The following is a 26,020-nucleotide window of genomic DNA, read 5'->3' on the forward strand; positions in this document are numbered from 1 at the left end:
AAAGCCCGCCTGATGCCGTCAGCCGGGTTCGCCGACCACGCCGTACTCGACCGGCGCGCGCGCGTAGAACAGGCGCAGGCCCTCGGCGGCGAGCAGGTCGAGCAGGCGCTGCGCCTGCTCCGCATCGACGATGAACTCCACCAGCACCGGCACTTCGCCGGCCAGCTCGAAGAAGCGCTGCTCGCGCAGCTTGCCGTGGCGGCCGAACCCGGCCACCGCGCGAAACGCCGAGCCGCCGGGGACGCCCAGTTCGCGCGCGCGTTCCAGCAGCCATTCGTACACCGGCACGCCGCGGTGGCGGCGGTTCTCGTAGGTGTAAAGCCGCAACTGGACGCCGTTCATGGCGCGCCCCCGACCAGGCGGAGCAGCGCGCGGGTCGCGGCCAGCCCGGCCAGGGCGGCCAGCAGCGACGCGCCCACGTGCGCCAGCAGGTGCAGCCCGGCCCAGCGGTAGTCGCCGCGCAGCAACAGCGCGACCGATTCGGCCGAGAACGTCGAGAACGTGGTCAGGCCGCCGAGAAAGCCGGTGGTCACCGCCAGGCGCGCGGCCGGCGGCAGGCTCTGGAACTGGTCGAACACGCCCAGCGCGCACCCCATCAGCAAACCGCCCAATACGTTCGCCGCCAGCGTTCCGAGCGGCAGCGCCGGAACCAGCGGGTTCAACGCCAGGCCGAGCGCCCAGCGCAGCAGCGCGCCGAGGCCGGCGCCGGCGAATACGGCCAAGGCCGAGAAAGCGTCCACGCGTGCGACTCCGAAGGCCCGTGGGCATTTTGCCGCGGCCGCGCGCGGATCGGGCAACGCACGCGGATCGGCCGCCGCCGCGCGGCGCCAGCGTCCGCCTGTTCGCCCCTGCCCGGCTGCGCCCGCGCCCTTGTCGAAGCTTGACTCTGGACCAAGCTCCAGGGGGGAGACTTGCCGCAGTCCACACGGATCCCCTCCCATGCAGATCGGCCAACTCGCCAAACGCGCCGGCGTTTCGATCGACACCGTGCGCTACTACGAACGCCAGGGCGTGCTGCCGCCGGCGCCGCGGCAAGCCTCCGGCTACCGCCGCTACGACGAGCAGGACCTCGCGCGCCTGCGCTTCCTGCGCCGGGCCAAGGCGCTCGGCTTCACCCTGAACGAGATCCAGGAGCTGCTGGCGCTGTCCGGCCGCCGCGACGGCGACATGGCCGCGCTCAAGGCCGCGGCCAGCGAGAAGCTCGCCGACGTCGAACGCAAGCTGGCCGAACTGGCGCGGATCCGCGACGGCCTGCGCGCACTCGTCGACGCCTGCCCCGGCCATGGCGAACTGCAGCGCTGCCCGATCCTGGCCGCGCTCGCCGGCGAGGAGGACGCGGCATGAGCATGCACGGGCCCGGCGATCGCCATGCGCATGGCGCGGATGCGGGGGGCGGCCATGGCAGTTGCTGCCACGGTCCCGGCCACAGGCATGCGCCGCACCACCATCACGACGCGCACGGCGGCGACGGCGCGTCCGGCGCCCTCGACCCGGTCTGCGGGATGCGCGTCGACCCGGCGGCGTCGAAGCATCGCGCCGAGCACGGCGGCCGCACCCACCACTTCTGCTCGGCACGTTGCCGCGAGCGCTTCCTCGCCGCGCCGGCCCGCTACCTCGCGCCGCGGCAGCAGCCCGCGCCCCCCGCCCCGCCCGGCGCCGTCTACCTTTGCCCGATGCATCCGGACGTCCGGCAGGACCATCCCGGCACCTGCCCGATCTGCGGCATGGCGCTGGAGCCGGAGATGCCGGGCCTGGACGAGGAGGAGAACCCCGAACTGCGCGATTTCCGCCGCCGCTTCTGGACCACGCTGCCGCTGTCGCTGGCGACGCTGGTCCTGGCGATGTCCGGCCAGCACTGGCCGGCGCTGCCGCACGCCGCGCGCAGCTGGATCGAGCTGGCGCTGAGCGCGCCGGTGGTGCTGTGGGCCGGCGGGCCGTTCTTCGTCCGCTGCGCGCAGTCGATCCGCAACCGCAGCCCGAACATGTGGACGTTGATCGGCATCGGCGTGGCCGCGGCGTTCGGCTACAGCACGGCCGCGACGATCGCGCCGGAGCTGTTCCCCGCCTCGTTCCGCGAGCACGGCCGGGTCGGCGTGTACTTCGAGGCCGCGGCGGTGATCGTGTCGCTGACCCTGCTCGGCCAGCTGCTGGAGCTGCGCGCGCGCGCGAAGACCTCGGCCGCGATCAAGGCCCTGCTCGGCCTGGCGCCGAAGACCGCGCGGCGCTTGCGCGACGACGGCGGCGAGGAGGACGTCGAGCTGGGCCACGTCCACGTCGGCGACCGCCTGCGCGTGCGGCCCGGCGAGAAGGTGCCGGTGGACGGCGTGGTGCTCGAAGGCCGCTCCAACGTCGACGAGTCGATGCTGACCGGCGAGCCGGTCGCGGTCGAGAAGGCGCCCGGCGCGCGGGTGATCGGCGCCACCCTCAACGGCAACGGCAGCCTGCTGATCCGCGCCGAGAAGGTCGGCTCGGCCACGGTGCTGGCGCAGATCGTGCAACTGGTCGCGCAGGCGCAACGCTCGCGCGCGCCGATGCAGCGGCTCGCGGACAAGGTCGCGTACTGGTTCGTGCTCGCGGTGCTGGCCGCGGCGGCGGCGACGTTCGTCGTCTGGGGCCTGTCCGGGCCGGAGCCGTCGTGGACCTACGCCGTGCTCAATGCGGTCTCGGTGCTGATCATCGCCTGCCCCTGCGCGCTCGGCCTGGCCACGCCGATGTCGATCATGGTCGCGACCGGCCGCGCCGCGCGCGCCGGGGTGCTGTTCCGCGACGCCGAGGCGGTGGAGAACCTGCGCCGCATCGACACGCTGATGGTCGACAAGACCGGCACCCTGACCGAGGGCCGGCCCGCGTTCCGCGCAGCGCGGCCTGCCGCCGGCTTCGACGAAGACGAATTGCTGCGCTTGGCCGCGAGCCTCGACCAGGGCAGCGAACATCCCCTGGCCGAGGCGATCGTCGCCGAGGCCCGCCGGCGTGGGCTGGCGCTGCAGCCGGCGGAGGCGTTCGAATCGGTCGCCGGCCTGGGCGTGCGCGGCCGCGTCGGCGGCCGTGCGACGGCGGTCGGCAACCCCGCGCTGATGCGCGAGAGCGGCGTCGACGTGGCGCCCTGGGCCGAGCCGGCCGACGCGCTTCGCCGCGATGGCGCCAGCGCGATGTTCGTGGCGGTCGACGGCGCGCTCGCCGGGCTCATCGCCGTGGCCGACCCGATCAAGGCCTCGACGCCGGAGGCGATCCGCGCCCTGCGCCAGGCCGGCCTGCGCATCGTGATGGCCACCGGCGATGGCATCGCCACGGCGCAGGCGGTCGCGCGCCGGCTCGGCATCGACGAGGTCCACGGCGAAGTGCGGCCGCAGGACAAGATCGCCCTGGTGCAACGGCTCAGGGCCGAAGGCCGCAGGGTCGCGATGGCCGGCGACGGCATCAACGACGCCCCGGCGCTGGCCGGCGCCGACGTGGGCATCGCGATGGGCACCGGCACCGACGTGGCGATGGCCAGCGCCCAGGTCACCCTGGTCCGGGGCGACCTGCGCGGCATCGCGAGGGCGCGGGCGCTGTCGGGCGCGACGGTCGCGAACATGAAGCAGAACCTCGCGTTCGCGTTCCTGTACAACGCGCTCGGCGTGCCGATCGCCGCCGGCGTGCTGTACCCCGCGTTCGGCCTGCTGCTCAGCCCGATGCTCGCGGCGCTGGCGATGAGCCTGAGCTCGGTGTCGGTGGTGGCCAATGCGTTGCGGCTGGGACGCCGTGGGGCGGGCTGATCGCCCGCCCTTGCGTGTGCCGGAAGACAGGTCAAAGCCAGTCTTCCGGTGCCGAGGGTTCCACTGCCACTGGGTACGCGGCGCTATACGTCGTTTCCCAGGTGGAATGGTCGATGACGTCGATCTTCACGCCGACCAAGCCCACGCCCGCCACATTCACCCCCCCGGCCAGCGTCAGGCGCACAGGGTTGTGCTCGACGGTGCCTTGCGTCGTTCCGCTTCCGGTTACCACGACTTCGTTCAGCACGGCCGAGCCTTGCACGGGCACGTCCACCACATGGCCCAGGAGGGGCAGTTTGACGCGCACGCTGCCGCCGACGATGGGAAGGGTGTGGTTCAGCGGTACGTTCTCCGGCAGGGAAACCGGCTGTCCGTTGATCAACAAGGCGGCGATGCGCGTGGAAGCGCGGCATTCGACTCGCCGCGTTTCACTGCTGCAGCTGCAACGCAAGGCCCCGCGCACGCCGTTGGCGGCGAGCAGGCCCTGGACCGCATCGAACTCCTCCACTTCGGTCAGGCCTTCCCGGCTCGAACTGCGGGGCGCCTCCGTGTAGCCAGCCCGCCCGTGTGGCGCCTTCAGGTGCGCCACGTCGAGCATGGGCGTCACGCTGAGATCGACGTCCCCGGTGACCGAACGATCGTCGATGCCCGCGGCGGTGCGCTCGGTGCGATTGACGCAAGGCAAGGGATAGTCGAACGTGCCGAGCAAAGGCAGGGTGACGGCGACGTTGCCTTTGACGTTGCACGTGGCGATCGAGCCCGACACGATGTCGGCGTTCTGCGCCCACGCGGCCGGAGCCCAGCAGGTGACGAGCAGCAGGGCGGCCGCACGGGAAGCGGCGCGTGAGGCGGGGTGCGATTCCATGGCTGTACTCCTTTCCGAAAAATGATGGTCCTTCTCCGTCCTTGCTCGGATCAAAGCCTGGTGCTCGCCGCGGAGCGGGCACTGCCGACTCCTCACAGGACATCTCGGGCGCCGGCCGGATGCGAATCGACCTGGAGGCCGGCCGAAGCTGCAATGCAGATCGGAGAGTCCGCCTGCCATCCATCCACTCGGGGCGTCGACACGCTAAGTCGGGGTTTGTTATCGAGGGGTGAAGCGCGGAAGGCCGGTTTCGCTCGTACGACCTCGATGACGAAACTCGCCGCGTATCGACGACGGCGCGCTCTCGGCGAGAGAACGCTCCCGGGGTGGCCACGGCCTCGTGGTCGAACAGCGGCCCTGCGCCGAACCCGGCGGCGGCATTCCCCGGCGCTGCCGGCGGCTGTTGCCCGCCGCGCAGGCATGAAGGCAGGATTGGACTCGCATCCTTGCCCCTTCGCCGGGGCAGCCATGCGGTCCGGCGGGTCCGGAAGGCGCAGGCGGCGGCGAGCTGGCGCTTCCGGAATCCCCGCGGCATGCCGCGCGGCCGTCTCGCAGGTCGAAGCCGCAGCGCAAAAAAAACCGAGGGCCGCCTTGCGGCGGCCCTCGGCTCTTTGGATGGCGTCCCCACGGGGATTCGAACCCCGGTCGCTACCGTGAAAGGGTAATGTCCTAGGCCTCTAGACGATGGGGACGAAAACCGGATTGTGCTTCAGCAAGTTGGTGGAGCCAGCCGGGATCGAACCGGCGACCTCTTGCATGCCATGCAAGCGCTCTCCCAGCTGAGCTATGGCCCCACATGCTGGAAAGACGAAAATTCTAGCGGCCGTTCAGCGTTGTCGTCAAGCGCTCGCTGCCAGATCTTTCGTGCCGTCGCCGGAGGCGGTGCCGCCGTCGACGGGGCGCAATGTTGCCACACCATGTCCCCGCTCCGCTAGATACTCCAGCCACTTTCCGAGGAAGGTGTTCATGCGCAGGCGGTGGCCGACCACCCGCGCCGGCGGCGGGTACATGCCGATCACGTCCTGCCAGCGCCGCCCCACGTAGCAGTGGGTGGCCTCGAGCTGGCGCGCGTCGTGGTACAGCCGCAGGTAGGCCGAAGGGTCCGGCTCGCCGGTGAGCGGATCGCGCAGGGCGTAGGTCAGGCGCAGCTCGGTGGTGTAGCGGTGCTGCTCGAGCACGTCCAGCTGCAGGTCCAGGCCGTCGCCGACGACCGAGCGGTAGCCGCCCGGCGCGAGCCCGGCCGGCGCGAACAGGCGCGACAGGCGCGCGTGGTTCTCCGCGTACAGCCCCATCAGCCAGGCAAAACGGCTGAGCCTGGGAATGCGCGCGGTCTGGGCGATGAGCGATGGCATGGGCCGATGCTACACGCCAGGGCGCCCGCGCGCAGCGTTGACGGCATGCGAGCGGCTGCCTAACGTGGAAGTTCCCCGCTCCGCGCCGCGGCCGCGCGGTCAGAACATCTCGCGGCGGATCCCCAGCGTGGTCAGCACCTTGCTCGCGATCTCCTCGATCGAGGTGTGGGTCGTGCTCAGGGTCGGGATGCGCTCGGCGCGGAACATGGCCTCGGCCGCGGCGACCTCGCGCCGGCAGGTCTCGAGCTGGGCGTAGCGCGAATTGGGGCGGCGCTCCTGGCGGATCTGGTGCAGCCGCGCCGGGTCGATGGTCAGGCCGAACAGCTTGCTGCGCCAGGGCCGCAGCCGCGGCGGCAGGCGGTCGTGGTCGAGGTCCTCGTCGGTCAGCGGATAGTTCGCCGCGCGCACGCCGTAGTGCAGCGCCAGGTAGACGCACGTCGGCGTCTTGCCGGCGCGCGACACCGCCACCAGGATCACGTCGGCCTCGCCGTAGTCGATGCTCTGGCCGTCGTCGTGGGTCAGCGCGTAGTTCATCGCGTTGATGCGGCGGTGGTAGGTCTCGAAGTCGACCATGCCGTGCGCCTGGCCCATGCGCCGCTGCCGCACCTCGCCGAGCTCGCGTTCCAGCGGTTCGATGAACGGCGCGAAAACGTCGAGCATCAGCGCGCCGCTCTCGGCCAACGCCGAGCTGACGTCCGAATCGACGCAGGAATTGACCACCACCGGGCGTACGCCGTGCTGCTCGGCGGCGAGGCGGATCCGCTCCACCACTTCCCTCGCCCGCTCGACGTTGTCGACGAAGGGGATGCGTTCGGTGACGAAGCGCGTCTCGGTGAACTGGGTGAGCAGGCTGTGGCCGATGGTCTCGGCCGTGATACCGGTACCATCGGAGACATAGAACACCGGCCTCACGCTCGCCATTCGCAGAATCTCCACGTCGGATAGGAAAAATCCTGTCGGATCAACCTTGTACGGCCCTGACCCAGCGGCGATCATATCCGCTTCGCCGCTTCGGTACGCGGCCGTCCTCTCGGAGACCTGCGCTTGAACGAGAACATCCTTTGGCTGCACGAACTGCGTCTGACCGATCTGGCCCGCGTCGGCGGCAAGAATTCCTCGCTCGGCGAGATGATCGGCAACCTGTCCGGGCTCGGCGTCTCGGTGCCGGGCGGCTTCGCCACGACGGCCGAAGCGTTCAAGGCCTTCATCGCGCACAACGACCTGCACCAGCGCATCTACGACAGGCTCGCCTCGCTCGACGTCGAGGACGTCGCCGCGCTGACCGCGGCCGGCGCCGAGATCCGCGGCTGGGTGGTCGAGGCGCCGCTGCAGCCGGAGCTGGAAGCCGACATCCGTGCGGCGTACCGGAAGCTGTGCGCCGAGAACGGCGGCGGCGACGTCGCGGTGGCGGTGCGTTCCTCGGCCACCGCGGAGGACCTGCCGGACGCCAGCTTCGCCGGCCAGCAGGAGACCTTCCTCAACGTCACCGGCGTCGAGGACGTGCTGCGCAAGGTCAAGGAGGTGTTCGCCTCGCTGTACAACGACCGCGCCATCGCCTACCGCGTGCACCACGGCTTCAAGCACGAGGACGTGTTCCTGTCCGCCGGCGTGCAGTTGATGGTGCGCTCCGACGTCGGCGCCTCCGGCGTGCTGTTCACGCTCGACACCGAGTCCGGCTTCCGCGACGTGGTGTTCATCACCTCCAGCTACGGCCTGGGCGAGATGGTCGTGCAGGGCGCGGTCAATCCGGACGAGTTCTACGTGTACAAGCCCACGCTCAAGCAGGGCAAGCACGCGATCCTGCGCCGCGGCCTCGGCGCCAAGCAGCAGCGCATGGTCTACTCGGACCGGCCCGGCGAGCGCGTGCGCATCGAGGAGACGCCGGCCGACCTGCGCAACCGCTTCTCGATCAGCGACGAGGACGTGCACGAGCTGGCGCGCCAGGCGCTCACCATCGAACAGCACTACGGCCGTCCGATGGACATCGAATGGGCCAAGGACGGCGTCAGCGGCAAGCTGTTCATCGTCCAGGCGCGCCCGGAGACGGTGAAGTCCCGCGGCCACGCCACCCAGATCGAGCGCTACCAGCTGAGCCGGCGCGGCGAGGTGATCTGCGAGGGCCGCGCGATCGGCCAGAAGATCGGCACCGGCGTCGCCCGCGTGGTGCGCTCGCTCGAGGACATGCACAAGGTGCAGCCGGGCGACGTGCTGGTCGCCGACATGACCGATCCGGACTGGGAGCCGGTGATGAAGCGCTCGGCGGCCATCGTCACCAACCGCGGCGGCCGTACCTGCCACGCGGCGATCATCGCCCGCGAGCTGGGCGTGCCGGCGGTGGTCGGCACCGGCAATGCGCTGGACGCGATCGAGGACGGCCGCGAGGTCACGGTGTCCTGCGCGGAGGGCGACACCGGGTTCATCTACGCCGGCGCCCTGCCCTTCGAGCGCAACGTCGCCGACCTCGACAAGATGCCCGAGGCGCCGCTCAAGGTGATGATGAACGTCGCCAACCCGGAACGCGCGTTCGACTTCGCCATGCTGCCGCACGCCGGCGTCGGCCTGGCGCGCCTGGAGATGATCATCGCCAGCCACATCGGCGTGCACCCCAAGGCCCTGCTCGAGTACGACCAGCAGGACGCGGCGACCAGGAAGAGGATCGACGAGAAGATCGCCGGCTATTCCAGCCCGGTCGACTTCTACGTCGACCGCCTGGCCGAAGGCATCGCTACGATCACCGCCGCGTTCGCGCCGCACCCGGTGATCGTGCGCTTGTCCGACTTCAAGTCGAACGAGTACGCCAACCTGGTCGGCGGTAGCCGCTACGAGCCACACGAGGAGAACCCGATGATCGGCTTCCGCGGCGCCAGCCGCTACGTCGATCCGAGCTTCGCCGAAGCCTTCGCCCTGGAGTGCCGCGCGGTGAAGAAGGTGCGCGAGCAGATGGGCCTGACCAACTGCTGGGTGATGATCCCGTTCGTGCGCACGCTCGAGGAAGGCCGCAAGGTGGTCGAGGTGCTGGAGGGCAACGGCCTGAAGAAGGGCGAAGGCGGCCTGAAGGTCATCATGATGTGCGAGGTGCCCTCGAACGCGCTGCTGGCCGACGAGTTCCTGGACATCTTCGACGGCTTCTCGATCGGCTCGAACGACCTGACCCAGCTGACCCTGGGCCTGGACCGCGACTCGGGCATCGTCGCCCGGTTGTTCGACGAGCGGAATCCGGCGGTCAAGAAGATGCTGTCGATGGCGATCTCCGCGGCGCGCGCCAAGGGCAAGTACGTCGGCATCTGCGGCCAGGGCCCCAGCGACCATCCGGACCTGGCGCAGTGGCTGATGGAACAGGGCATCGAATCGGTGTCGCTGAACCCCGATACCGTGGTCGACACCTGGCTGCGCCTGGCCAAGGCCAAGGCGGCCGCCTGAGCGGCTTGCCGCTTCCGTCGTTCCGGCCGACGCCCCGCCCCGCGCGGGGCGTCGCGCTTTATAGTTCCGGCGCCTCCGGAGGAAACGCCTTGGACATCGAGAAGCTGACCAAAGACTTCACCCTGGCCGAGAACTGGACCGGTCTGGCGCTCGAATACGGCCTGCGCCTGCTCGGCGCGCTGGTCGCCCTGTACGTCGGGATGCGCCTGGCCAAGTGGGTCGCGCGCCTGATCGCGCGGGCGCTGGGCCGCGCCCAGGTCGAGCCGACCGCGATGCAGTTCCTCAGCCGCGTCGGCTATGTGCTGCTGCTGGTGATCCTGGCGCTGGCGGTGCTGCAGGTGTTCTTCGGCGTGCAGCCGACGTCGATGTTCGCGGTGCTCGGCGCGGCCGGCCTGGCGATCGGCATGGCGCTGAAGGACTCGCTGTCGAACGTGGCCTCGGGCGTGATGCTGGTGACGCTGAAGCCGTTCCGAGTCGGCGACGTGGTCGAGATCGGCGGCCGCAGCGGCACGGTGGAGTCGGTCAGCATCTTCCAGACGGTGCTGCGCGGCGCCGACAACCAGACCATCGTGATGCCCAACAGCCTCATCACCACCGCGCCGATCGTGAACCTGACGCCCGACACGCGGCGGCGGATCGAGTTGGTGATCGGCATCGGCTACGAGGACGACATCGACGTCGCCCGCGGAGCCGCGCTGGAGGTGATGCGTTCCGATCCGCGGGTGCTCCCGGACCCGGCGCCCGACGTGCTGGTCTATGCGCTCGCCGACAACGCGGTCAACCTCGGCATCCGCTGCCATGTCGGCAATGCCGATTTCTTCGCCGCCAAGTGCGAGATCACCGAGCGGATCAAGAAGGCGTTCGACCGTGCCGGCGTCAGCATCCCCTACCCGCAGCGCGACGTGCACATGTACCACCACGTTTCCCGCGACGGGGAACCGGCGCTGCCGCCGGGCGTGCGCCCGCAGCTCGGCACCGGCGCGCGGGACTGAAACGCCGGAAGCCCGCGGCGAAGCGCAAGCAAGGGAGGACGGCCAGGCGCCCCGCCCCGTTCTCGCCCTACTTTCCGCGCTCGCTCCCCGCTTCCGCCCAGCCGCCCAGGCGGCCCATGGCCGCGCGGTAATGCCGCAGCTCGGCGATCGAATCGCGCACGTCGCTCAACGCGGTGTGGCGCGATTCCTTGTTGAGCCCGGCGAGCACGTCCGGCGCCCAGCGCCGCGCCAGTTCCTTGAGCGTGCTCACGTCGAGGTTGCGGTAGTGGAAGAAGCGCTCCAGGCGCGGCATCAGCCGGTGCAGGAAGCGCCGGTCCTGGCAGATCGAGTTGCCGCACATCGGCGACCTGCCCGGCGGCACCCAGCGCTCGAGGAAGGCCAGCGTCTCGGCCTCGGCCTGGGCCAGGCTGACGCGGCTGTCGAGCACGCGCTGCCACAGGCCGGAACGCGCGTGCTGGTTGCGGTTCCACTCGTCCATCGCCTGCAGCCGCTCCAGCGGGTGGAAGATCGCCAGTTCCGGCCCCTCGGCGAGGACGTTGAGCTGCTTGTCGGTGACGACGGTGGCGATCTCGAGGATCGAATCGTGGTCGGTGTCCAGGCCGGTCATTTCCAGGTCGATCCAGACCAGGTGCTCGTCGCTCGAAGGAGGATGGGCTGCCATGCGCTCGCGCTTTCCGAAGACCGGTAGCATGATACGCCAGGCCGGCGCGGCGGCGCCGCGAACGCACGCCTCGGACCCATGCCCACGCCTTCCGTGATCGACCCCAACCACTACGCCGTCGTCTCGGCGATGATCACGCCCGCGTTCTTCCTGACTGCGGCCAGTTCGCTGCTGATCTCGTCGAACAACCGCCTGGCGCGCGTGGTCGACCGGATGCGCGCCGAGATCGAGACGCTCGGCGCGACCGAGCAGCCGCAGAGGCGGCTGACGCTGGAGACGCGCATCGCGATGCACCGCCGCCGTTCCTACCTGGTGCTCGCGTCGGTCCGCATGCTGTACGCGGCGATCAGCGCCTTCGTCGGCACCAGCCTGGGCATCGCCGTCGACGCGCTGCTGGGCTACAAGATGGACCTGCTGCCGACCGGGCTGGCGGTGGTCGGCGTGCTGCTGATGTTCGCCGCGTCGGTGTGCCTGGGCCAGGAGGCCAAGCTGGGCCTGCGCACGCTGGACATGGAACTCAAGGAACAGCTCGCCAAGGACCGGATCGACCTGTCGAACGATTGAGGGCGCCCGGAAGGCCGCTGGGTCGCGTCTCCGCCGAAGGCCCGGTCCGATCCTCGGCGATGTCGGAGGCGCAGCGCCTGCGCCTCCGGCGCGCGGAACGGGTCAGCCCTTCTTGCCGCGCTTGCGCCGGAAGTACGCGGTGAGCCGCGCCCCGGCCTCGTCGCCCAGCACGCCGCCGACCACGTCCACGCGATGGTTGTGGCGCGGGTCGGCGAGCAGGTCGAACACGCTGCCGGCGGCGCCGGTCTTGGGGTCGTGGGCGCCGAACACCACGCGGGCGATCCGCGCATGCACCATCGCCATCGCGCACATCGCGCACGGCTCCAGGGTCACGTACAAGGTCGCGCCGAGCAGGCGGTGGTTGCCCAGGCGCAGCCCGGCCTGGCGCATCGCCACGATCTCGGCGTGCGCGCTGGGGTCGTGTTCGGTGATGTTGCGGTTCCAGCCCTCGCCCAGCACCGCGCCGTCGGCCGAGACCAGCACCGCGCCGACCGGGATCTCGTCGTCCTCGCGCTCGGCGCGCGCGGCCAGCGCGAGCGCGCGGCGCATCCAGCGTTCGTCGGCCTCGGATGCGGCGTCCTGGGATTGCGGAGGCGTCATGGCTCGGATGCGGAATCGAAAGCGCGATGGAAGACGGATCGGTGCGGCACGCCGGCCCGCGTGGCCGAGTATGCCGGCGCCCCGGACCTGCGGCACGGGCCGTCGCGTCCGTGCCGTGGCGAGCGGCGCGGAAGCGTAGCCGAAATCGGCAGCGGTTTCGCGCACGGCCGCAGGGGGCGGTGCGTGCGCGCCGGCAGCGCGGCGGTCGGCCATGGCGCCATGCCGGTGCGCGTCCCGCCGCGACCGGCCGCGGGCGCGCCCCAGGCCGCCGCTTCAGAACCAGGCCCGCACGCCGGCCACCCAGCGCGTGCCGTCCGCACCTTCGCCCGCCGCTTCGCGGAAGTCCGCGGTGCGGCCGAAGGCGTGCTCGCGGACCACGCCGACGTAGGGGGCGAAGCGGCGGCTGAACTCGTAGCGCAGGCGCAGGCCGGCTTCGGCCATGCCCAGGCCGGAGCCGATCCCGCGTCCGGGGTCGTCGCGGCCGTTGAATTCGAGCTCGAGCCGCGGTTGCAGGATCAGGCGGTTGGTCAGCAGGGTTTCGTATTCGACCTCGATCCGTGCCGCGGTGCGCCCGGATTCGCCGAGGTACGCCGTGGCCGCGACCTCGAACTTGTACGGCGCCAGCCCGGTCACGCCGAAGGCGGCGTAGTCCTGCGGGCCGCCCGGTTCGAAGTCGTGGCGCAAGCCGACGACCGCGTCCCACCACGGCGCGATCGCGCGGCCGTACAGCAGCTCGACGTCGGCCGATTCGGTGTGGCCGCCGACCCGCTCGCCCTCGCCGCGCAGCCACAGCTTGTTCAGATCGCCGCCGATCCAGGCTTGCGCTTCCCAGGACAGCCCGTCTGCGTCGTCGCCCCCGAAACGCTCCAGCCGGTCGAGCAGCACCAGGCTGTGGATCGCGCCGTCGTGCGCGGCGTGGCGGGACGCCGGCTTGGCGGCGGCGGCGCGGTCGGCGTCGGTCGGCGGCGGGATCGGCGTGCGCGGGAGCGCGGCGGCCGGGGCGTCTCCCGTCGCGGCATGGCCCGCATGCGGAACTGCGCCGCCGTGGCCGCGGTGATCGCCGTGCGCGGACGGCCCGGAACGCCCAGGTTCCGCCGGCGGCTGCGTGGGCTCGTCGCCGGGAGGGGAACCGGCGTGTTCGTGCCGGTGATGGTGCTGCGGATGCGGGCTCGCTGCGGACGCAGGCCGCTCCTGCCGCGTCTGCGGGTGCCCGGCATGAACGTGCCGGTGATCCTGCGCGACGGCGGCGAAGCTGAGCAGCAGGCCGACGGCGAGCGGCGCCGGGGCGGACGTGTTCGCCTTCATTCGTCGACCCTCACTTCGCGCATCATCCCGGCTTCCATGTGGTACAGCAGATGGCAGTGGTAGGCCCAGCTGCCGAGCGCGTCCGCGCGCACCCGGTAGCTGCGCCTGCTGCCGGGCGGCATGTCGACGGTGTGCTTGCGCACCAGGAACTCGCCGCGCTCGTCCTCCAGATCGCTCCACATGCCGTGCAGGTGGATCGGGTGGGTCATCATCGTGTCGTTGACCAGGACGATGCGCAGGCGTTCGCCGTAGTTGAAGCGCAGCGGCCGCGCGTCGGAGAACTTCAGCCCGTCGAAGCCCCAGGCGAAGCGCTCCATGTGCCCGGTCAGGTGCAGTTCGATCTCGCGCCCGGGCTCGCGCCCGTCGGGGTCTTCGAACAGGCTGCGCAGCATCGCGTAGCTGAGCGCCCGGCGGCCGGTGTCGCGCAGGCCGATGCCGGGGTCGTCCAACCTCGGCGCCGGCGCCATCGTCTGCATGTCGACCAGCGGATTGCCCGCCTCGCTCGCCGGATGCGCCTGCATGCCGGCGCCGTGGCCGGCATGGCCGCCCCGCCCCGCGTGCGCGCCGTGGTCCATGCCGGCGTGCCCCGGGTGCGGGGCGTGCGCGGCATCGGTCCCTCCCCCGCCGTGGCCCATGTCGGCCATGCTCAGCAGCGGCCGCGGGTCGGGCGCCGGGACCGGCGCGCGCAGCCCTTCGCGCACCGCGAGCGTACCGCTGACGTAGCCGGTGCGGCCCATGTCCTGGCAGAAGATCGCGAACGCGTCCTGGCCGGAGGGCTCGACGATCACGTCGTAGGTCTCGGCGGCGGCGATGCGGAACTCGTCCACGGTCACCGGATGCACGTACTGGCCGTCGGCGGCGACCACGGTCATCTTCAGCCCCGGAATGCGCACGTCGAAGTGGGTCATCGACGAGCCGTTGATGAAGCGCAGCCGCACCTTCTCGCCGGACCGGAACAGGCCGGTCCAGTTGCCGAGCGAGGTCGTGCCGTTCATCAGATAGGTGTAGGTGTGCGCGTTGACGTCCGAGAGGTCGCTCGGCGTCATCCGCATCCCGCCCCACGCGCGGCGGTCCTGCACGGTCGCGGCGAGGCCGTCGCGGCGCGCGTCGCGGAGGAAATCGCCGACCGTGCGCCTGTAGTAGTTGTCGTGGCCCGGCATCTTCTTCAGCCGCGCGAACAGCGCGGCCGGGTCGAGGTCGGTCCAGTCGCTCAGCAGCACCACGTAGTCGCGGTCGTAGGCGAACGGCTCCGGCTCGATCGGGTCGATGACCAGCGGACCGTACAGCCCGGCCTGTTCCTGGAAGCCGGAGTGGCTGTGGTACCAGTAGGTGCCGCCCTGGCGGACCTCGAAGCGGTAGCGGTAAGTCTCGCCGCGGTGGATGCCGGCGAAGCTCATGCCGGGCACGCCGTCCATGTTCGCCGGCAGCAGGATGCCGTGCCAGTGGATCGAGGTGACCTCGCCGTGGGCCGAGCCCGGCGGCAGCGCGTTGCGCACGCGCAACTCCACGGTGGTGCCTTCGCGCCAGCGCAGCAGCGGCGCCGGGATCGAACCGTTGACGGCGACCGCGGTGCGGACGCGGCCGGTGTAGTTGGCGGCGATCTCGCCGATGGTCAGGTCGAAATCGGTGCCGGACAGCACCTGCGGCTGGCCCGGCGCCTTCAGCGCCCAGCCGGACCGCGGCCACAGGCCCAGGCCGGCGACCGCGCCGCCGGCGGCCAGGCCCTGGACGAAACGCCGCCGCGAGGGCCGGAAGCCGCCGCGCGCGGACGAGGAATCGAACGACATGAATACTCCGAATGCGTGAGCGTCGCGCGGCGCGAAGCCGCGAGGGCGCAGGCCGGCGGGGCTGCCGGCGCGTGCGCGTCGGGAAACGGCGCGGGCGCGCCGGACGCTTCAGGCGATCGGAGGCCGGTGCAGCGGCGGCAGCGCGGGATCGGCATGGCCGAGGGACAACGGCCCCGGGCCGTGCGTCTGCGCCGGCATCGGCGTGGCGGACCACGCGGTCGCCGGCGGCTGCGCCGGTTGCATGCAGGCACAGGGACAGGCGCCGGAGTCGCAGCAGTCCGGCGCGGATCGATCGTGGCAGGCCGCCCCGCCGGCATGCGCGGCGGCGTCGGCCATCGCGGCTCCGGCATGCGCCGCGTGCGCAGCGGAGCTCGTCGTCGGATCCGCGAGGTGCGCGGCATGCGCGCGGGGGTGCTCGGTCGCGACGGCATGGGCGCCGTGGCAACCGGCCGCCACCGTCGTCGCGGCCGGTACCTCCAACGCGGTGCGCTGCATGCGCACGGCCGCCGTCGCGGCCGCGGTGCCGTCGAGCACCAGCGCCAGGATCAGCAGCATGCGCAGCAGCCGGGACATCATGCAGGCATTGTAGTCCACCCTCGGCGCCCGCACGCGACCCGCCGTTGCCGCTTTCGCGAAAACGCGGCGGGGCGCCTCGCGGACCGCCCTTGCCTGCCCCGCCGCGTCGTGGCTTCCCGCTCACGCGGAGCGAGGAGCCGTCAGCGCAGCAGTTCCAGCAGCGCGTCGGCGGCCGCGGCGGACGAGGCCGGATTCTGCCCGGTGACCAGCCATCCGTCGCTCACCGCATACGGCTGGAAGTCCTGCTCGGCCTTGGAATAGCGGGCGCCGTTCTGCTTGAGCATGGCCTCGACCGAGAACGGCACCACCTGCGTCAGGCCCACCGCTGCTTCCTCGCTGTCGCTGAAGCCGGTGACGTGCTTGCCCTGCACCAGCGGAGCGCCATCGGGCCGCCTGGCGCGGCGCAGCGCGGCCGGGCCGTGGCAGACCGCGGCGACCGGCTTGCCGGCCGCGGCCGCGCGCTCGATCAGCGCGATCGAATGCGGGTCCTCGGCCAGGTCCCACAGCGGGCCATGGCCACCGGGATAGAACAGCGCATCGAAATCCTCCATCGACACCTCGGCCAGCCGGCGCGTGTCGGCCAATGCCGCCATCGCCGCCGCATCGGCCTGGAACCGACGCGTGTCCTCGGTCTGCGACTCGGCCTGGTCGCTGCGCGGGTCCAGAGGCGGCTGGCCGCCCTTCGGCGAGGCCAGGGCCAGTTCGACGCCGGCATCGCGGAAGCGCCAGTACGGCGCCGCCAGTTCCTCCAGCCAGAAACCGGTCTTCTCGCCGGTGTCGCCCAAGCGGTCGTGCGAGGTCAGCACCACCAGAATCTTCATGTCCGTTCTCCTTCGCATGGGGGAAGAGTCGAACGCGGCGCGTCAAGCCTCCGCGACGCGCACCACGAGCTTGCCGAAGTTGCGCCCTTCGAGCAGGCCGATGAACGCGGCCGGCGCGTTCTCCAGCCCGTCGACCACGTCCTCGCGCAGCTTCACCTGGCCGGCGGCGATCCATTGCGACATGTCGCGGCGGAAGGCCTCGAAGCGCTCGCCGTAGTGGTCGAGGATGATGAAGCCCTGCATGCGGATCCGCTTCTGCAGCACCGTGGCCATGGTCTTCGGCAGGCGGTCGGGCCCGGGCGCCGGCGCGTCCTCGTTGTAGTGCGCGATCACGCCGCACACCGGCACGCGCGCGTACTGGTTCAGCAGCGGCAGCACCGCGTCGAATACCGCGCCGCCGACGTTCTCGAAGTACACGTCGATGCCGTCCGGGCAGGCCGCCGCAAGGGTCCGCGCCAGTTGCGGATCGCGGCGGTCCAGGCAGGCGTCGAAGCCGAGCTCCTCCACCGCGTAGCGGCACTTGTCCGCGCCGCCGGCGATGCCGACCACGCGCGCGCCGCGGAGCTTGGCGATCTGCCCGACCACCGCGCCGACCGCGCCGGTGGCGGCGGCGACGACCACCGTCTCGCCGGGCTTGGGCTGGCCGATGTCGAGCAGGCCGACATAGGCGGTGAACGCCGGCATGCCCAACCCGCCCAGCGCCAGCGACGGCCGCTGCATCTCGCCGAGCGCCACCAGGTCCGTGCCGTCGGACAGCGCGTAGTCCTGCCAGCCCGCGTTGCCGAGCACCAGGTCGCCGGCGCGGAACCGCGGGTGGCGCGAGGCGACCACGCGGCCGACCGTGCCGCCGACCATCGGCGCGCCCAACGGCACGGCGGACGCGTAGCCCGTCCCGGCCTCGTCCATCAGGTTGCGCATGTACGGATCGAGCGAGAGGTACAACGTGCGCAGCAGCACCTGCCCTTCGCCCGGCGCGGGCACCGCCGACTCCTCGAGGCGGAAGTGCCGCGGCGTCGGCAGCCCCTGCGGGTGCGCGGCCAGGACGATGCGGCGGTTGACGGTGTCGCCTTGCGGCATGACTCACTCCTTGGGATCGAAGATGGGGCGGGCCCGGCGCGCCGCGGATTCGCGGCCGCGCCGATTAGACCGGTCGTCTAGAACATGGGCACAGGGGACGCGGACGCGCATCTCCGCCTCAGGCGCCGGCGTCGAGGCCGAGCATCTGCCGGGTCGCGGCCATGGCGGCGTCCAGCGGCGCGCGGTCGCGGGCGATCTTGGCCATCAGGCCCGCGCCGAGCCAGCTCTGGTAGAGCGCAGTCGCGACCGTGCGGGCATCGGCGCCGGCGCGCAACGAGCCGTCCGCGCGGCCCGCCTCGATGCAGCGCGCGATACGGCCGATCACGCCGGCGGTGCCCCGCGCCAGCGCCGCGCGCATGCTCTCGGACAGGTCGCAGACTTCGGCGCCGAGCTTGACCGCGAGGCAGCGGCCTTGGGCCTCCCCGCCGGACTGCGACTCGAGCCAATCGTGGAAGTACGCCAGCAGCCGCTGCGCGCCGCTGCCGGGCTGGGCCAGCAACGCGTCCATCCGCGCCAGGTATTCGGCGAAATAGCCCTCCAGCACGGCCTCGCCGAAGGCCTCCTTGGAACCGAAGTAGTGATAGAACGAGCCCTTCGGCACCCGCGCCGCCGCCAGAACCTCGGCCAGTCCGACCGCGGTGAAGCCCTTGCGCAGCAGCAACGGCTGGGCGACCTCGAGGATGTGCTGGCGGACGTCGGAGGCGGTCGCGTTCATCGCGTCGCATCCTAGGCGCGACTAGACCGGTCGTCTAGCGCCGATTGGCGCACCCGGCGCAACGGTACGATGCACGGCGAACCGGGTCGCCGCGGGGTCAGGCGCGCCGCGGCTCAATCCGCGCATTCGGCGAGGAACTCGACCACCGTGCGCACCGCAGGCAGCAGGCCGCGCCGCGCCGGGGTCAGGATCGTGGTGGTCACCTCGCCCGCCGTCCAGCCCGGCAGCACCTGCGTCAGCGCGCCGCGGTCCAGGTGGACGCGGCAGAGGCGCTCGGGCAGCGGCACGATGCCGAGCCCGGCCGTCGCCGCCTGCAGCAGCACCGTCGACTCGTCGGCGACCATCCGGCAACGCGGCACCGCCACGGCCTCGGTACCCGCGCCGTCGCGCAGCCGCCACGCGCCCGCGGCTGGCGCGACCAGCAGGCCGTCGTGCTCGGCCAGGTCCGCGGGCTGCGCCGGCGTGCCGCGCTCGGCGAGGTAGCCGGGCGCGGCGACCAGCAAGATCGGCTGCGAGCGCACCCGCCGCTGCACCAGTTCCGAATCCGGCAGCGGCGCGAAATGGCTGCGCACGGCGATGTCGAAGCCTTCCTGGATCAGGTCGACGAAGCGGTCGCTGGCGTGCACCACCAGGCGCAGCTTCGGGTAGGTGGCGGCCAGGCGCGGCAGGTGCGGCGCCAGCGCCTGCACCGTGGGGATCGCCGCGGTGAGCCGCACCGTGCCGCTGGGCTCGGCCAAGCGCCGGCGCACGGCGGCCTCGGCGCCTTCCACCTCGATCAGGACCGCGCGGGCGTGCTCGTAGACCTCGCGGCCGAGCTCGGTCAACACGAAGCTGCGCGAATTGCGTTGCACGAGGCGCGCGCCCAACCGTGCCTCGAGCGTGGCCAGGCGCTTGCTCAGGGTCGACTTGGGCAGGTTCAGCCGGCGCGCCGCCGCGGCGAAACCGCCGCTGTCGACGGCATGGGCGAATAGCAGCAGGTCGCTGGCGTCGATCATCGGAAAGTCCACCTATGTGGACGATAAGTCTGCGCGAGGCCGGCTACCCGGTCAAAGTCCACGTCTCTACCCTTTCCGGTACCCAACACCGCTTGCCACCGGAGACCCACATGGAACCCATCCTCTTCTACGGCGTGCCCGAAGGCTGCTCGTTCGGTTCGATCGTCGCCCTGGAATGGTCCGGCCACCCCTACCGGCTGTGCCGCATCGAGATGCCGGAGGTCGTGGCCGGCGAGGCCTATCGCCGGATCAACCCCATCGGGGAGACGCCCTCGCTGCTCGCCGCCAGCGGCGAAGTCTTCAGCCAGAGCCTGGCGGTGCTGCAGCACATCGCCCGCCTCACCGACGACCCGCGCATGGGCCCGCGCCCCGGCGCGCCGGGCTTCGACCGCATGGTGGAGATGCTGGCCTTCCTCCACACCACGTTCTTCGGCGCGTTCGGCCCGCTGTGGCTGGCGTTCGAAGGCGCCCAAGGCGCGGAGAAGGAGGCGCTGCAGGCGCTCGGCCGCAAGCGGGTGCGCAACGCGCACGCCCAGCTCGAGACCCTGCTCGACGGCCGCGACTGGCTGGCGGGCGAAGGCCCCACGGTCGCCGACGCCTATTTCGTGGGGATCGCGCGCTGGAACGAATTCCACCGGGTGCTCGACCGCCGTGAGTTCCCGGCGGTCGACGCGCTGTACCGGCGCCTGCAGGACGACCCGGCGGTGCGCTTCGCCCATGCCGTCGAGGACGGGCTGCCGGCGCGCGGTGCCGGCGGTTTCCGCGGCGAGATCGCGCTGGACGCGGTGCTCGAACGGCTGGCGGTCGCCGCCTGACCGTGCATCGCCGGGGGGCGTGCGGGACCGCCTCGCACCCCGGCTTGCGGCGATGCGGTTCCTTCGTAGCGGCCCGCTACGCCGCCGCGGTCCGCGCCTTTCGCGGCAGCGGCGGGAACGCCAGCGCCACCGCGACCGCGCCCAGGCCCACGGCGAACGAGCCGACGAACAGCCAGGTGTAGGCGCCGGAGCGGTCGAACAGCCAGCCGCCGAGCACCGGCCCGAGGGCCATGCCCAGGCTCGACACCATCATCGCCGCGCCCAGCACGGTGCCCATGATGCGCGGACCGAAGTATTCCCGCGCCATCACCGCGTACAGCGGCATCACCCCGCCGTAGGCGGTGCCGAACACCACCGCGAGCGCGTAGAACTCGCCGAGCCGGCCGACGAACAGGTAGGCCCCGATCGCCAGCGCCTGCACCAGCAGGCCGGCGACGAGCACCGGCTTGACCCCGTAGCGGTCGGCGAGCACGCCGAACAGCAGCCGTCCGCCCAGACCCGCCAGCCCTTCGACGCCGTAGATGCCACGGCCGCTGGCCGGGCCTGCGCACGGTCGAACTGCTGCCGAGCCTGTTCATGCCCCTGTGCGCGCCGGCGCTGAAGGATGCGGCCGCCGGCATCGCCGACCCGCGCCGGCCGCTGCGGGTCCCGCTGTTGGGCCGCCCGGACTGGTGGGCGCTGTGGTACCGCGCGCTCGGCCGCACCGAGCGGCTGGCGCCCGACCGTTTCGGGACGCGGCTGTCGGCCGAGCACCTGGACATCGCCGCGGCCGTCGCCGGGCACGGCGTCGCGATCGGCTCGCCGATCCTGTTCCGCGGCGAACTGGTTTCCGGCCGGCTGGTTCCGGCGCACGACCTCGTCGCCGGCGACGGCAGGACGTTCTGGTTCGCCTACCCTGCCGCCCGGCACGCCAGCCGCAAGATCGCCGCCTTCCGCGAATGGCTGTGCGAGCAAGTCGCGCGCGACCGCGACGCGGCCCGCTCCTTCATCCGCGGCGCGGTGATCGTCGAGCCCTGAGCGGCCGGCGCCGCGCGCTCACTCCCACTCGATCGTCGCCGGCGGCTTGCCGCTGATGTCGTAGACGACCCGGGAAACGCCGCGCAGCTCGTTGATGATGCGGTTGGAGACGCGGCCGAGGAAGTCGTACGGCAGGTGCGCCCAGTGCGCGGTCATGAAGTCCACGGTCTCGACCGCGCGCAGTGCGATCACCCATTCGTAGGCGCGGGCGTCGCCGACCACGCCGACCGACTTGACCGGCAGGAACACCGCGAAGGCCTGGCTGACCTTGTCGTACAGGTCGGCGCGGCGCAGTTCGTCGATGAAGATGGCGTCGGCCTTGGCCAGCAGGTCGGCGTATTCCGGCTTGACCTCGCCGAGGATGCGCACGCCCAGGCCCGGCCCCGGGAACGGATGGCGGTAGACCATCTCGCGCGGCAGGCCCAGTTCCACGCCCAGGCGCCGCACCTCGTCCTTGAACAACTCGCGCAGCGGCTCGACCAGGCCGAGCTTCATGTCCTCGGGCAAACCGCCGACGTTGTGGTGGCTCTTGATGACATGGGCCTTGCCGGTCTTGCTGCCGGCCGACTCGATCACGTCCGGGTAGATCGTGCCCTGCGCCAGCCACTTGGCGTTCTTCAGCTTGGCCGCCTCCTCGTCGAAGATCTCGACGAACAGGTTGCCGATGATCTTGCGCTTGGCCTCCGGGTCGGCCACGCCCCGCAGTGCCTCGAAGTAGCGCTCGTGCGCGTCGACGCGGATCACGCGCACGCCCAGGTGCTCGGCGAATGTCGCCATCACCTGGTCGCCCTCCTGCCAGCGCAGCAGGCCGGTGTCGACGAACACGCAGGTCAGCTGGTCGCCGATGGCCTTGTGCAGCAGCGCCGCCACGACCGAGGAATCGACGCCGCCGGACAGGCCGAGCACGACCTCGTCGGAACCGACCTGCTCGCGCACGCGCGCGATCTGGTCCTCGATGATGTTGGCCGCGTTCCACAGGGTGCGGCAGCCGCAGATGTCGACCACGAAGCGGCGCAGCAGCGCCTGGCCGGACTTGGTGTGGGTGACCTCCGGGTGGAACTGCACGCCGTACCAGCGCTTCTCCTCCAGCGCCATCGCCGCGACCGGGATGCGGTCGGTGCGCGCGGTGACGGTCCAGCCCGGCGGCGCCTTGGCCACGTGGTCGCCGTGGCTCATCCACACGTCCAGCCGCGGCGGCGAGCCGGGGTGGTCCTTGAGCCCGTCCAGCAGCGAGTCGTGCGCGATCAACTCGACCTCGGCGTGGCCGAACTCACGCGCGTCGGCGGCCTCGGTGGCGCCACCGAGCTGCGCGGCCAGGGTCTGCATGCCGTAGCAGATGCCGAGGATCGGCAAACCGGCGTCGAACACTTCCTGCGGCGCCTTCGGCGCGCCCTCGACGGTGGTCGACTCCGGGCCGCCCGAGAGGATGATGCCTTTGGCGCCGAACTTGGCGATCTCGCCCGGGTCGTGGTCCCAGGCCCAGATCTCGCAATAAACGCCGATCTCGCGGATGCGGCGGGCGATCAGCTGCGTGTACTGCGCGCCGAAGTCGAGGATCAGGATCTTGTCGCTGTGGATGTCGGTCATGGCGCCGGGATTCGGGAGTGGGGAGTGGGGCTTCGCGGGAACCGGAAGAGCCGTCGCTTCGGGATGGAACCCGGCGGGCTTCTGCGAATCCCGGACCCCGAATCCCCCATCCCTCGGGCCGGCATCAGCCGGCGCGGTAGTTCGGCGGTTCCTTGGTGATCTGCACGTCGTGCACGTGGCTCTCGCGCGTGCCGGCGTTGGTCACGCGCACGAAGCTCGGCTTCTTGCGCATTTCCTCGATCGTGGCGCAGCCGACGTAGCCCATGGTCGCGCGCAGGCCGCCGGCGAGCTGGTGGACCACGCCGCGCAGGGTGCCGCGGTACGGCACCCGGCCTTCGATGCCCTCCGGCACCAGCTTGTCGGCGTCGCTCGCGTCCTGGAAATAGCGGTCCTTGGAACCCTGCTCCATCGCGCCCAGCGAGCCCATGCCGCGGTAGCTCTTGTAGCTGCGGCCCTGGAACAGCTCGACCTCGCCCGGCGCCTCCTCGGTGCCGGCGAACAGGCCGCCGATCATCACGCTCGAGGCGCCCGCGGCGAGCGCCTTGCCGATGTCGCCGGAATAGCGGATGCCGCCGTCGGCGATCAGCGGGATGCGGTCGGCCAGCGCCTCGGCGACCATCGACACCGCGGTGATCTGCGGCACGCCGACGCCGGCGACGATGCGGGTGGTGCAGATCGAGCCGGGGCCGACGCCGACCTTCACCGCGTCGGCGCCGTGGTCCATCAGCGCCAGCGCGGCGTCGCCGGTGACGATGTTGCCGCCGATCACCTGCAACTGCGGGAAGTGCTTCTTGACCCACCTCACCCGGTCAAGCACGCCCTGCGAATGCCCATGCGCGGTGTCGACCACGATCACGTCGACGCCGGCCGCGGCGAGGGCCTCCACCCGCGCCTCGGTGTCGCCGCCGACGCCGACCGCGGCGCCGACCAGCAGGCGCTCGCTGCTGTCGTAGGCGGCGTTCGGGTTGTCCTGCTTCTTCTGGATGTCCTTGACCGTGATCAGCCCGCGCAGCTCGAAGGCATCGTTGACCACCAGCACCTTCTCGATGCGGTGCTTGTGCAGCAGCTCGAGCACCTCGTCGTCGGACGCGCCCTCCTTCACCGTGACCAGGCGGTCCTTCTTGGTCATGATGTGGCTGACCGGCGCGTCCAGCTTCTTCTCGAAGCGCATGTCGCGGCTGGTGACGATGCCGACCAGCTGGCCGCCCTCGACCACCGGCACGCCGGAGATGTTGCGCGCCCGGGTCAGCTTCAGCACCTCGCCGATGGTGGTGTCCGGCCCGACCGTGAACGGCTGCTTGATCACCCCGGCCTCGAACTTCTTCACCGAGGCGACCTGCGCCGCCTGGGCCTCCAGGCTCATGTTCTTGTGGATGATGCTGATGCCGCCGAGCTGGGCCAGGGCGATCGCCAGGCGGGCTTCGCTGACCGTGTCCATCGCCGCCGAGACGATCGGCAGGCGGATCCTCAGGTCGCGGGTGAGCCGGGTTTCGAGCGAGACGTCCTTGGGCAGGACGGTCGAATGGGCCGGGACGAGCGAGACGTCGTCGAACGTGAGTGCTTCAGCCTGGATGCGCAGCATGGGCGGGGGCCGGGAGGATGAAGCGCGCCATTGTAACCCGGCGCGGGCGGCAGCGCTCGTTGCGGCCCTGGAAAGCTGTCCCGCCGCCGATCGCGCGGCATCCGGTTCCCCGGCTCCGCGATGCCGCGGCGCGGGGCCCGCGACCGTGCTCTTCCGCCAGCGCGCCGGCGCGGGACCGGAGCCCGGCGCATCCGCTTCCGGTGATGCGATCGACTGCCAGGGACCAGAAGCGGGCCGCGCCTGCCCTACTCGTCCGCCGCCTCGGCCGCTTCCAGCGTGTTCTGCATCAGCGTGGCCACGGTCATCGGCCCGACGCCGCCTGGCACGGGGGTGATCCAGCTGGCGCGCCGCGCCGCCGCCGCGAAGCCGACGTCGCCGACCAGGCGTCCGTCGTCGAGCCGGTTGATGCCGACGTCGATCACCACGGCGCCCGGCTTGACCCATTCGCCCGGGACCAGGCCGGGCCGGCCGACCGCGACGACCAGGATGTCCGCCCCGCGCACCGCCGCTTCCAGCACCTCGGGCGGTGTGAACTTGTGGCAGCAGGTCACGGTGCAGCCGGCGATCAGCAGTTCCAGCGCCATCGGCCGGCCGACGTGGTTGGAGACGCCCACGATGGTCGCGCTCTGCCCGCGCACGGGCCGGTCGGTGTAGGCCAGCAGCGTAGTGATGCCGCGCGGCGTGCACGGGCGCAGGCCGAACTGGCGCAGGGCCAGGTGGCCGACGTTCTCCGGGTGGAAGCCGTCCACGTCCTTGCGCGGGTCGATGCGGTGGATCAGCGCGGTCGCGTCGCGCCGGTCCGGCAGCGGCAGCTGGACCAGGATGCCGTGGACCTCCGGATCGGCGTTCAGGCGGTCGATCAGCGCGAGCAGTTCGGCATCGGAGGTCGAGGCCGGCAGGTCGTAGTCGATCGCGCGGATGCCGACCTTCTGCGCCGCGCGGCGCTTGTTGCGCACGTACACCGCCGAGGCCGGGTCGTCGCCGACCAGCACCACGGCCAACCCGGGGCGCGACTTGCCGGCGGCGACGCGCGCGTCGACCCGCGCCTTGAGTTCCTCGAGCAGCGCCTCGGCGATGCGCTTGCCGTCGAGGATGCGGGCGGTCTGCTCGGGAGCCATGCGGTGTCTACGGTGCCTGCGCTAGAGTGCGGAGCGCGCATTATCGCCCAACCGCCGCTGCCGCCGCGCCCCGCGCGCGCGGGCCCGCCCCCCGCCAGGACCCACCATGAGCGACGATTTCGAGACCACCCAGATCGAAGCGGCCGTGTTCCGCCGCCTGCGCCGGCACCTGATGCAGCAGCGTCCGGACGTGCAGAACATCGACCTGATGATCCTCGCCGGCTTCTGCCGCAACTGCCTCGCCGACTGGTACCGCGAGGCCGCCGCGCAGCGCGGCATCGCGATGACCAAGGACGAGGCGCGCGAGGCGGTCTACGGCGAGCCGTTCGCGCAATGGAAGGCCCGGCACCAGCGCGAGGCGACGCCGGAGCAGCTGGCCGCGTTCGAGGCCGCGCAGCGCCGCCATTCGGGCTGAG

General features: G+C 71.6%; 25 protein-coding genes, 2 tRNA genes and 1 pseudogene. 8 read left to right on the top strand and 20 right to left on the bottom strand.

Annotation, left to right across the window (positions count from 1 at the left end; genetic code table 11):
* Positions 1–18: 18 nt before the first annotated feature.
* Positions 19–342 (bottom strand): DUF190 domain-containing protein, encoded by a 324-nt coding sequence (locus EDC50_RS04290; RefSeq protein ID WP_123769204.1) that lies wholly within the window; start codon positions 340–342, stop codon positions 19–21.
* Positions 339–740 carry a fluoride efflux transporter CrcB gene (gene crcB / locus EDC50_RS04295; protein ID WP_242002988.1) on the bottom strand — a complete coding sequence of 134 codons (402 nt, stop codon included), beginning with the start codon at positions 738–740 and terminating at the stop codon, positions 339–341. The genes EDC50_RS04290 and crcB overlap by 4 nt, the downstream gene beginning before the upstream one ends.
* A gap of 199 nt (positions 741–939) precedes the next feature.
* Between crcB and EDC50_RS04300 the strand changes: the two genes are divergently transcribed.
* Positions 940–1,344, top strand: coding sequence for a heavy metal-responsive transcriptional regulator (locus tag EDC50_RS04300; RefSeq protein WP_123769205.1), 405 nt, complete (start codon positions 940–942; stop codon positions 1,342–1,344).
* Positions 1,345–1,502: 158 nt separating this feature from the next.
* Complete coding sequence (locus tag EDC50_RS04305; RefSeq protein ID WP_123769635.1) at positions 1,503–3,755, top strand: heavy metal translocating P-type ATPase; 2,253 nt, start codon at positions 1,503–1,505, stop codon at positions 3,753–3,755.
* A 31-nt stretch (positions 3,756–3,786) separates the two neighbouring features.
* Here EDC50_RS04305 and EDC50_RS04310 read toward each other — a convergent pair whose 3' ends face one another.
* The 5 genes from EDC50_RS04310 to ppsR form a co-directional block, all read right to left on the bottom strand.
* Entirely contained in the window at positions 3,787–4,620 is an 834-nt protein-coding gene (locus EDC50_RS04310) for a choice-of-anchor P family protein (RefSeq protein ID WP_123769206.1), read from the bottom strand.
* 616 nt (positions 4,621–5,236) lie between these two features.
* Positions 5,237–5,312, bottom strand: a tRNA-Glu gene (locus EDC50_RS04315).
* A 26-nt stretch (positions 5,313–5,338) separates the two neighbouring features.
* Positions 5,339–5,414, bottom strand: a tRNA-Ala gene (locus EDC50_RS04320).
* A gap of 45 nt (positions 5,415–5,459) precedes the next feature.
* On the bottom strand, positions 5,460–5,972 hold the full coding sequence (locus EDC50_RS04325; protein WP_123769207.1) for a DUF1249 domain-containing protein: 513 nt from the start codon (positions 5,970–5,972) through the stop codon (positions 5,460–5,462).
* A 99-nt stretch (positions 5,973–6,071) separates the two neighbouring features.
* A complete protein-coding gene (ppsR, locus tag EDC50_RS04330) occupies positions 6,072–6,893 on the bottom strand; it encodes a posphoenolpyruvate synthetase regulatory kinase/phosphorylase PpsR (protein WP_123769208.1) in 822 nt (273 codons plus the stop codon).
* 123 nt (positions 6,894–7,016) lie between these two features.
* Here ppsR and ppsA point away from each other — a divergent pair, with 123 nt between their 5' ends.
* Together ppsA and EDC50_RS04340 are read left to right on the top strand one after the other, a co-directional pair.
* Positions 7,017–9,392: a phosphoenolpyruvate synthase gene (ppsA, locus tag EDC50_RS04335; RefSeq protein WP_123769209.1), complete on the top strand. Its 2,376-nt coding sequence runs from the start codon at positions 7,017–7,019 to the stop codon at positions 9,390–9,392.
* A gap of 89 nt (positions 9,393–9,481) precedes the next feature.
* Positions 9,482–10,384 (top strand): mechanosensitive ion channel family protein, encoded by a 903-nt coding sequence (locus tag EDC50_RS04340; protein ID WP_158635678.1) that lies wholly within the window; start codon positions 9,482–9,484, stop codon positions 10,382–10,384.
* Positions 10,385–10,451: 67 nt separating this feature from the next.
* On the opposite strand, the gene orn is transcribed toward EDC50_RS04340, so the two are convergent.
* Positions 10,452–11,045 (bottom strand): oligoribonuclease, encoded by a 594-nt coding sequence (gene orn / locus EDC50_RS04345; protein WP_123769211.1) that lies wholly within the window; start codon positions 11,043–11,045, stop codon positions 10,452–10,454.
* Between the two features lie 78 nt (positions 11,046–11,123).
* Between orn and EDC50_RS04350 the strand changes: the two genes are divergently transcribed.
* Positions 11,124–11,609, top strand: a complete 486-nt coding sequence (locus EDC50_RS04350; RefSeq protein WP_123769212.1) for a DUF2721 domain-containing protein — start codon at positions 11,124–11,126, stop codon at positions 11,607–11,609.
* Between the two features lie 102 nt (positions 11,610–11,711).
* On the opposite strand, the gene tadA is transcribed toward EDC50_RS04350, so the two are convergent.
* From tadA to EDC50_RS04390, 8 genes are all read right to left on the bottom strand, one after another.
* Positions 11,712–12,209, bottom strand: a complete 498-nt coding sequence (gene tadA, locus EDC50_RS04355) for a tRNA adenosine(34) deaminase TadA (protein WP_123769213.1) — start codon at positions 12,207–12,209, stop codon at positions 11,712–11,714.
* 273 nt (positions 12,210–12,482) lie between these two features.
* Positions 12,483–13,514: a copper resistance protein B gene (locus EDC50_RS04360; RefSeq protein ID WP_123769214.1), complete on the bottom strand. Its 1,032-nt coding sequence runs from the start codon at positions 13,512–13,514 to the stop codon at positions 12,483–12,485.
* A complete protein-coding gene (locus tag EDC50_RS04365; protein WP_123769215.1) occupies positions 13,511–15,301 on the bottom strand; it encodes a copper resistance system multicopper oxidase in 1,791 nt (596 codons plus the stop codon). Before EDC50_RS04365 ends, EDC50_RS04360 begins: the two co-directional genes overlap by 4 nt.
* Positions 15,302–15,409: 108 nt before the next feature.
* A complete protein-coding gene (locus EDC50_RS04370) occupies positions 15,410–15,856 on the bottom strand; it encodes a CopL family metal-binding regulatory protein (RefSeq protein ID WP_244922521.1) in 447 nt (148 codons plus the stop codon).
* A gap of 161 nt (positions 15,857–16,017) precedes the next feature.
* Positions 16,018–16,698 (bottom strand): type 1 glutamine amidotransferase domain-containing protein, encoded by a 681-nt coding sequence (locus EDC50_RS04375; protein WP_123769217.1) that lies wholly within the window; start codon positions 16,696–16,698, stop codon positions 16,018–16,020.
* Positions 16,699–16,740: 42 nt separating this feature from the next.
* Positions 16,741–17,775 carry an NADP-dependent oxidoreductase gene (locus EDC50_RS04380; protein ID WP_123769218.1) on the bottom strand — a complete coding sequence of 345 codons (1,035 nt, stop codon included), beginning with the start codon at positions 17,773–17,775 and terminating at the stop codon, positions 16,741–16,743.
* Between the two features lie 118 nt (positions 17,776–17,893).
* Positions 17,894–18,490 (bottom strand): TetR/AcrR family transcriptional regulator, encoded by a 597-nt coding sequence (locus EDC50_RS04385; RefSeq protein ID WP_123769219.1) that lies wholly within the window; start codon positions 18,488–18,490, stop codon positions 17,894–17,896.
* A 113-nt stretch (positions 18,491–18,603) separates the two neighbouring features.
* Entirely contained in the window at positions 18,604–19,485 is an 882-nt protein-coding gene (locus EDC50_RS04390; protein WP_123769220.1) for a LysR substrate-binding domain-containing protein, read from the bottom strand.
* A 110-nt stretch (positions 19,486–19,595) separates the two neighbouring features.
* On the opposite strand from EDC50_RS04390, the gene EDC50_RS04395 reads away from it, so the two are divergent.
* Positions 19,596–20,300, top strand: coding sequence for a glutathione S-transferase family protein (locus EDC50_RS04395; protein WP_123769221.1), 705 nt, complete (start codon positions 19,596–19,598; stop codon positions 20,298–20,300).
* Positions 20,301–20,376: 76 nt separating this feature from the next.
* Here EDC50_RS04395 and EDC50_RS04400 read toward each other — a convergent pair whose 3' ends face one another.
* Entirely contained in the window at positions 20,377–20,823 is a 447-nt protein-coding gene (locus EDC50_RS04400) for an MFS transporter (RefSeq protein ID WP_123769222.1), read from the bottom strand.
* Here EDC50_RS04400 and EDC50_RS04405 point away from each other — a divergent pair.
* Positions 20,817–21,317: pseudogene (locus EDC50_RS04405) on the top strand (LysR substrate-binding domain-containing protein); the annotation flags it as partial. The gene EDC50_RS04400 and the pseudogene EDC50_RS04405 overlap by 7 nt on opposite strands.
* An 18-nt stretch (positions 21,318–21,335) precedes the next feature.
* On the opposite strand, the gene guaA reads toward EDC50_RS04405, so the two are convergent.
* The 3 genes from guaA to folD form a co-directional block, all read right to left on the bottom strand.
* The gene (gene guaA, locus EDC50_RS04410) at positions 21,336–22,904 is read right to left on the bottom strand and encodes a glutamine-hydrolyzing GMP synthase (protein ID WP_123769224.1); all 1,569 of its coding nucleotides are present in this window, start codon (positions 22,902–22,904) and stop codon (positions 21,336–21,338) included.
* A gap of 124 nt (positions 22,905–23,028) precedes the next feature.
* Complete coding sequence (gene guaB / locus EDC50_RS04415) at positions 23,029–24,486, bottom strand: IMP dehydrogenase (protein WP_123769225.1); 1,458 nt, start codon at positions 24,484–24,486, stop codon at positions 23,029–23,031.
* Between the two features lie 245 nt (positions 24,487–24,731).
* The gene (folD, locus tag EDC50_RS04420) at positions 24,732–25,604 is read right to left on the bottom strand and encodes a bifunctional methylenetetrahydrofolate dehydrogenase/methenyltetrahydrofolate cyclohydrolase FolD (RefSeq protein WP_123769226.1); all 873 of its coding nucleotides are present in this window, start codon (positions 25,602–25,604) and stop codon (positions 24,732–24,734) included.
* A gap of 106 nt (positions 25,605–25,710) precedes the next feature.
* Here folD and EDC50_RS04425 point away from each other — a divergent pair, with 106 nt between their 5' ends.
* The gene (locus EDC50_RS04425) at positions 25,711–26,019 is read left to right on the top strand and encodes a DUF1244 domain-containing protein (RefSeq protein WP_123769227.1); all 309 of its coding nucleotides are present in this window, start codon (positions 25,711–25,713) and stop codon (positions 26,017–26,019) included.
* Position 26,020 lies beyond the last annotated feature (1 nt).

The organism is Vulcaniibacterium tengchongense, from assembly GCF_003814555.1.
Classification (GTDB): domain Bacteria; phylum Pseudomonadota; class Gammaproteobacteria; order Xanthomonadales; family Xanthomonadaceae; genus Vulcaniibacterium; species Vulcaniibacterium tengchongense.

What these genes read in the sequence shown, in the direction of transcription:
- EDC50_RS04390 (WP_123769220.1), bottom strand. Translation starts at nt 19,485, where the DNA reads ATGATCGACGCCAGCGACCTGCTGCTATTCGCCCATGCCGTCGACAGC.
- EDC50_RS04375 (WP_123769217.1), bottom strand. Translation starts at nt 16,698, where the DNA reads ATGAAGATTCTGGTGGTGCTGACCTCGCACGACCGCTTGGGCGACACC.
- guaB (WP_123769225.1), bottom strand. Translation starts at nt 24,486, where the DNA reads ATGCTGCGCATCCAGGCTGAAGCACTCACGTTCGACGACGTCTCGCTC.
- ppsR (WP_123769208.1), bottom strand. Translation starts at nt 6,893, where the DNA reads ATGGCGAGCGTGAGGCCGGTGTTCTATGTCTCCGATGGTACCGGTATC.
- EDC50_RS04385 (WP_123769219.1), bottom strand. Translation starts at nt 18,490, where the DNA reads ATGAACGCGACCGCCTCCGACGTCCGCCAGCACATCCTCGAGGTCGCC.
- orn (WP_123769211.1), bottom strand. Translation starts at nt 11,045, where the DNA reads ATGGCAGCCCATCCTCCTTCGAGCGACGAGCACCTGGTCTGGATCGAC.
- EDC50_RS04370 (WP_244922521.1), bottom strand. Translation starts at nt 15,856, where the DNA reads ATGCTGCTGATCCTGGCGCTGGTGCTCGACGGCACCGCGGCCGCGACG.
- EDC50_RS04290 (WP_123769204.1), bottom strand. Translation starts at nt 342, where the DNA reads ATGAACGGCGTCCAGTTGCGGCTTTACACCTACGAGAACCGCCGCCAC.
- EDC50_RS04310 (WP_123769206.1), bottom strand. Translation starts at nt 4,620, where the DNA reads ATGGAATCGCACCCCGCCTCACGCGCCGCTTCCCGTGCGGCCGCCCTG.
- EDC50_RS04425 (WP_123769227.1), top strand. Translation starts at nt 25,711, where the DNA reads ATGAGCGACGATTTCGAGACCACCCAGATCGAAGCGGCCGTGTTCCGC.
- guaA (WP_123769224.1), bottom strand. Translation starts at nt 22,904, where the DNA reads ATGACCGACATCCACAGCGACAAGATCCTGATCCTCGACTTCGGCGCG.
- EDC50_RS04395 (WP_123769221.1), top strand. Translation starts at nt 19,596, where the DNA reads ATGGAACCCATCCTCTTCTACGGCGTGCCCGAAGGCTGCTCGTTCGGT.
- EDC50_RS04325 (WP_123769207.1), bottom strand. Translation starts at nt 5,972, where the DNA reads ATGCCATCGCTCATCGCCCAGACCGCGCGCATTCCCAGGCTCAGCCGT.
- EDC50_RS04380 (WP_123769218.1), bottom strand. Translation starts at nt 17,775, where the DNA reads ATGCCGCAAGGCGACACCGTCAACCGCCGCATCGTCCTGGCCGCGCAC.
- EDC50_RS04365 (WP_123769215.1), bottom strand. Translation starts at nt 15,301, where the DNA reads ATGTCGTTCGATTCCTCGTCCGCGCGCGGCGGCTTCCGGCCCTCGCGG.
- tadA (WP_123769213.1), bottom strand. Translation starts at nt 12,209, where the DNA reads ATGACGCCTCCGCAATCCCAGGACGCCGCATCCGAGGCCGACGAACGC.
- EDC50_RS04300 (WP_123769205.1), top strand. Translation starts at nt 940, where the DNA reads ATGCAGATCGGCCAACTCGCCAAACGCGCCGGCGTTTCGATCGACACC.
- EDC50_RS04360 (WP_123769214.1), bottom strand. Translation starts at nt 13,514, where the DNA reads ATGAAGGCGAACACGTCCGCCCCGGCGCCGCTCGCCGTCGGCCTGCTG.
- folD (WP_123769226.1), bottom strand. Translation starts at nt 25,604, where the DNA reads ATGGCTCCCGAGCAGACCGCCCGCATCCTCGACGGCAAGCGCATCGCC.
- EDC50_RS04350 (WP_123769212.1), top strand. Translation starts at nt 11,124, where the DNA reads ATGCCCACGCCTTCCGTGATCGACCCCAACCACTACGCCGTCGTCTCG.
- EDC50_RS04305 (WP_123769635.1), top strand. Translation starts at nt 1,503, where the DNA reads ATGCGCGTCGACCCGGCGGCGTCGAAGCATCGCGCCGAGCACGGCGGC.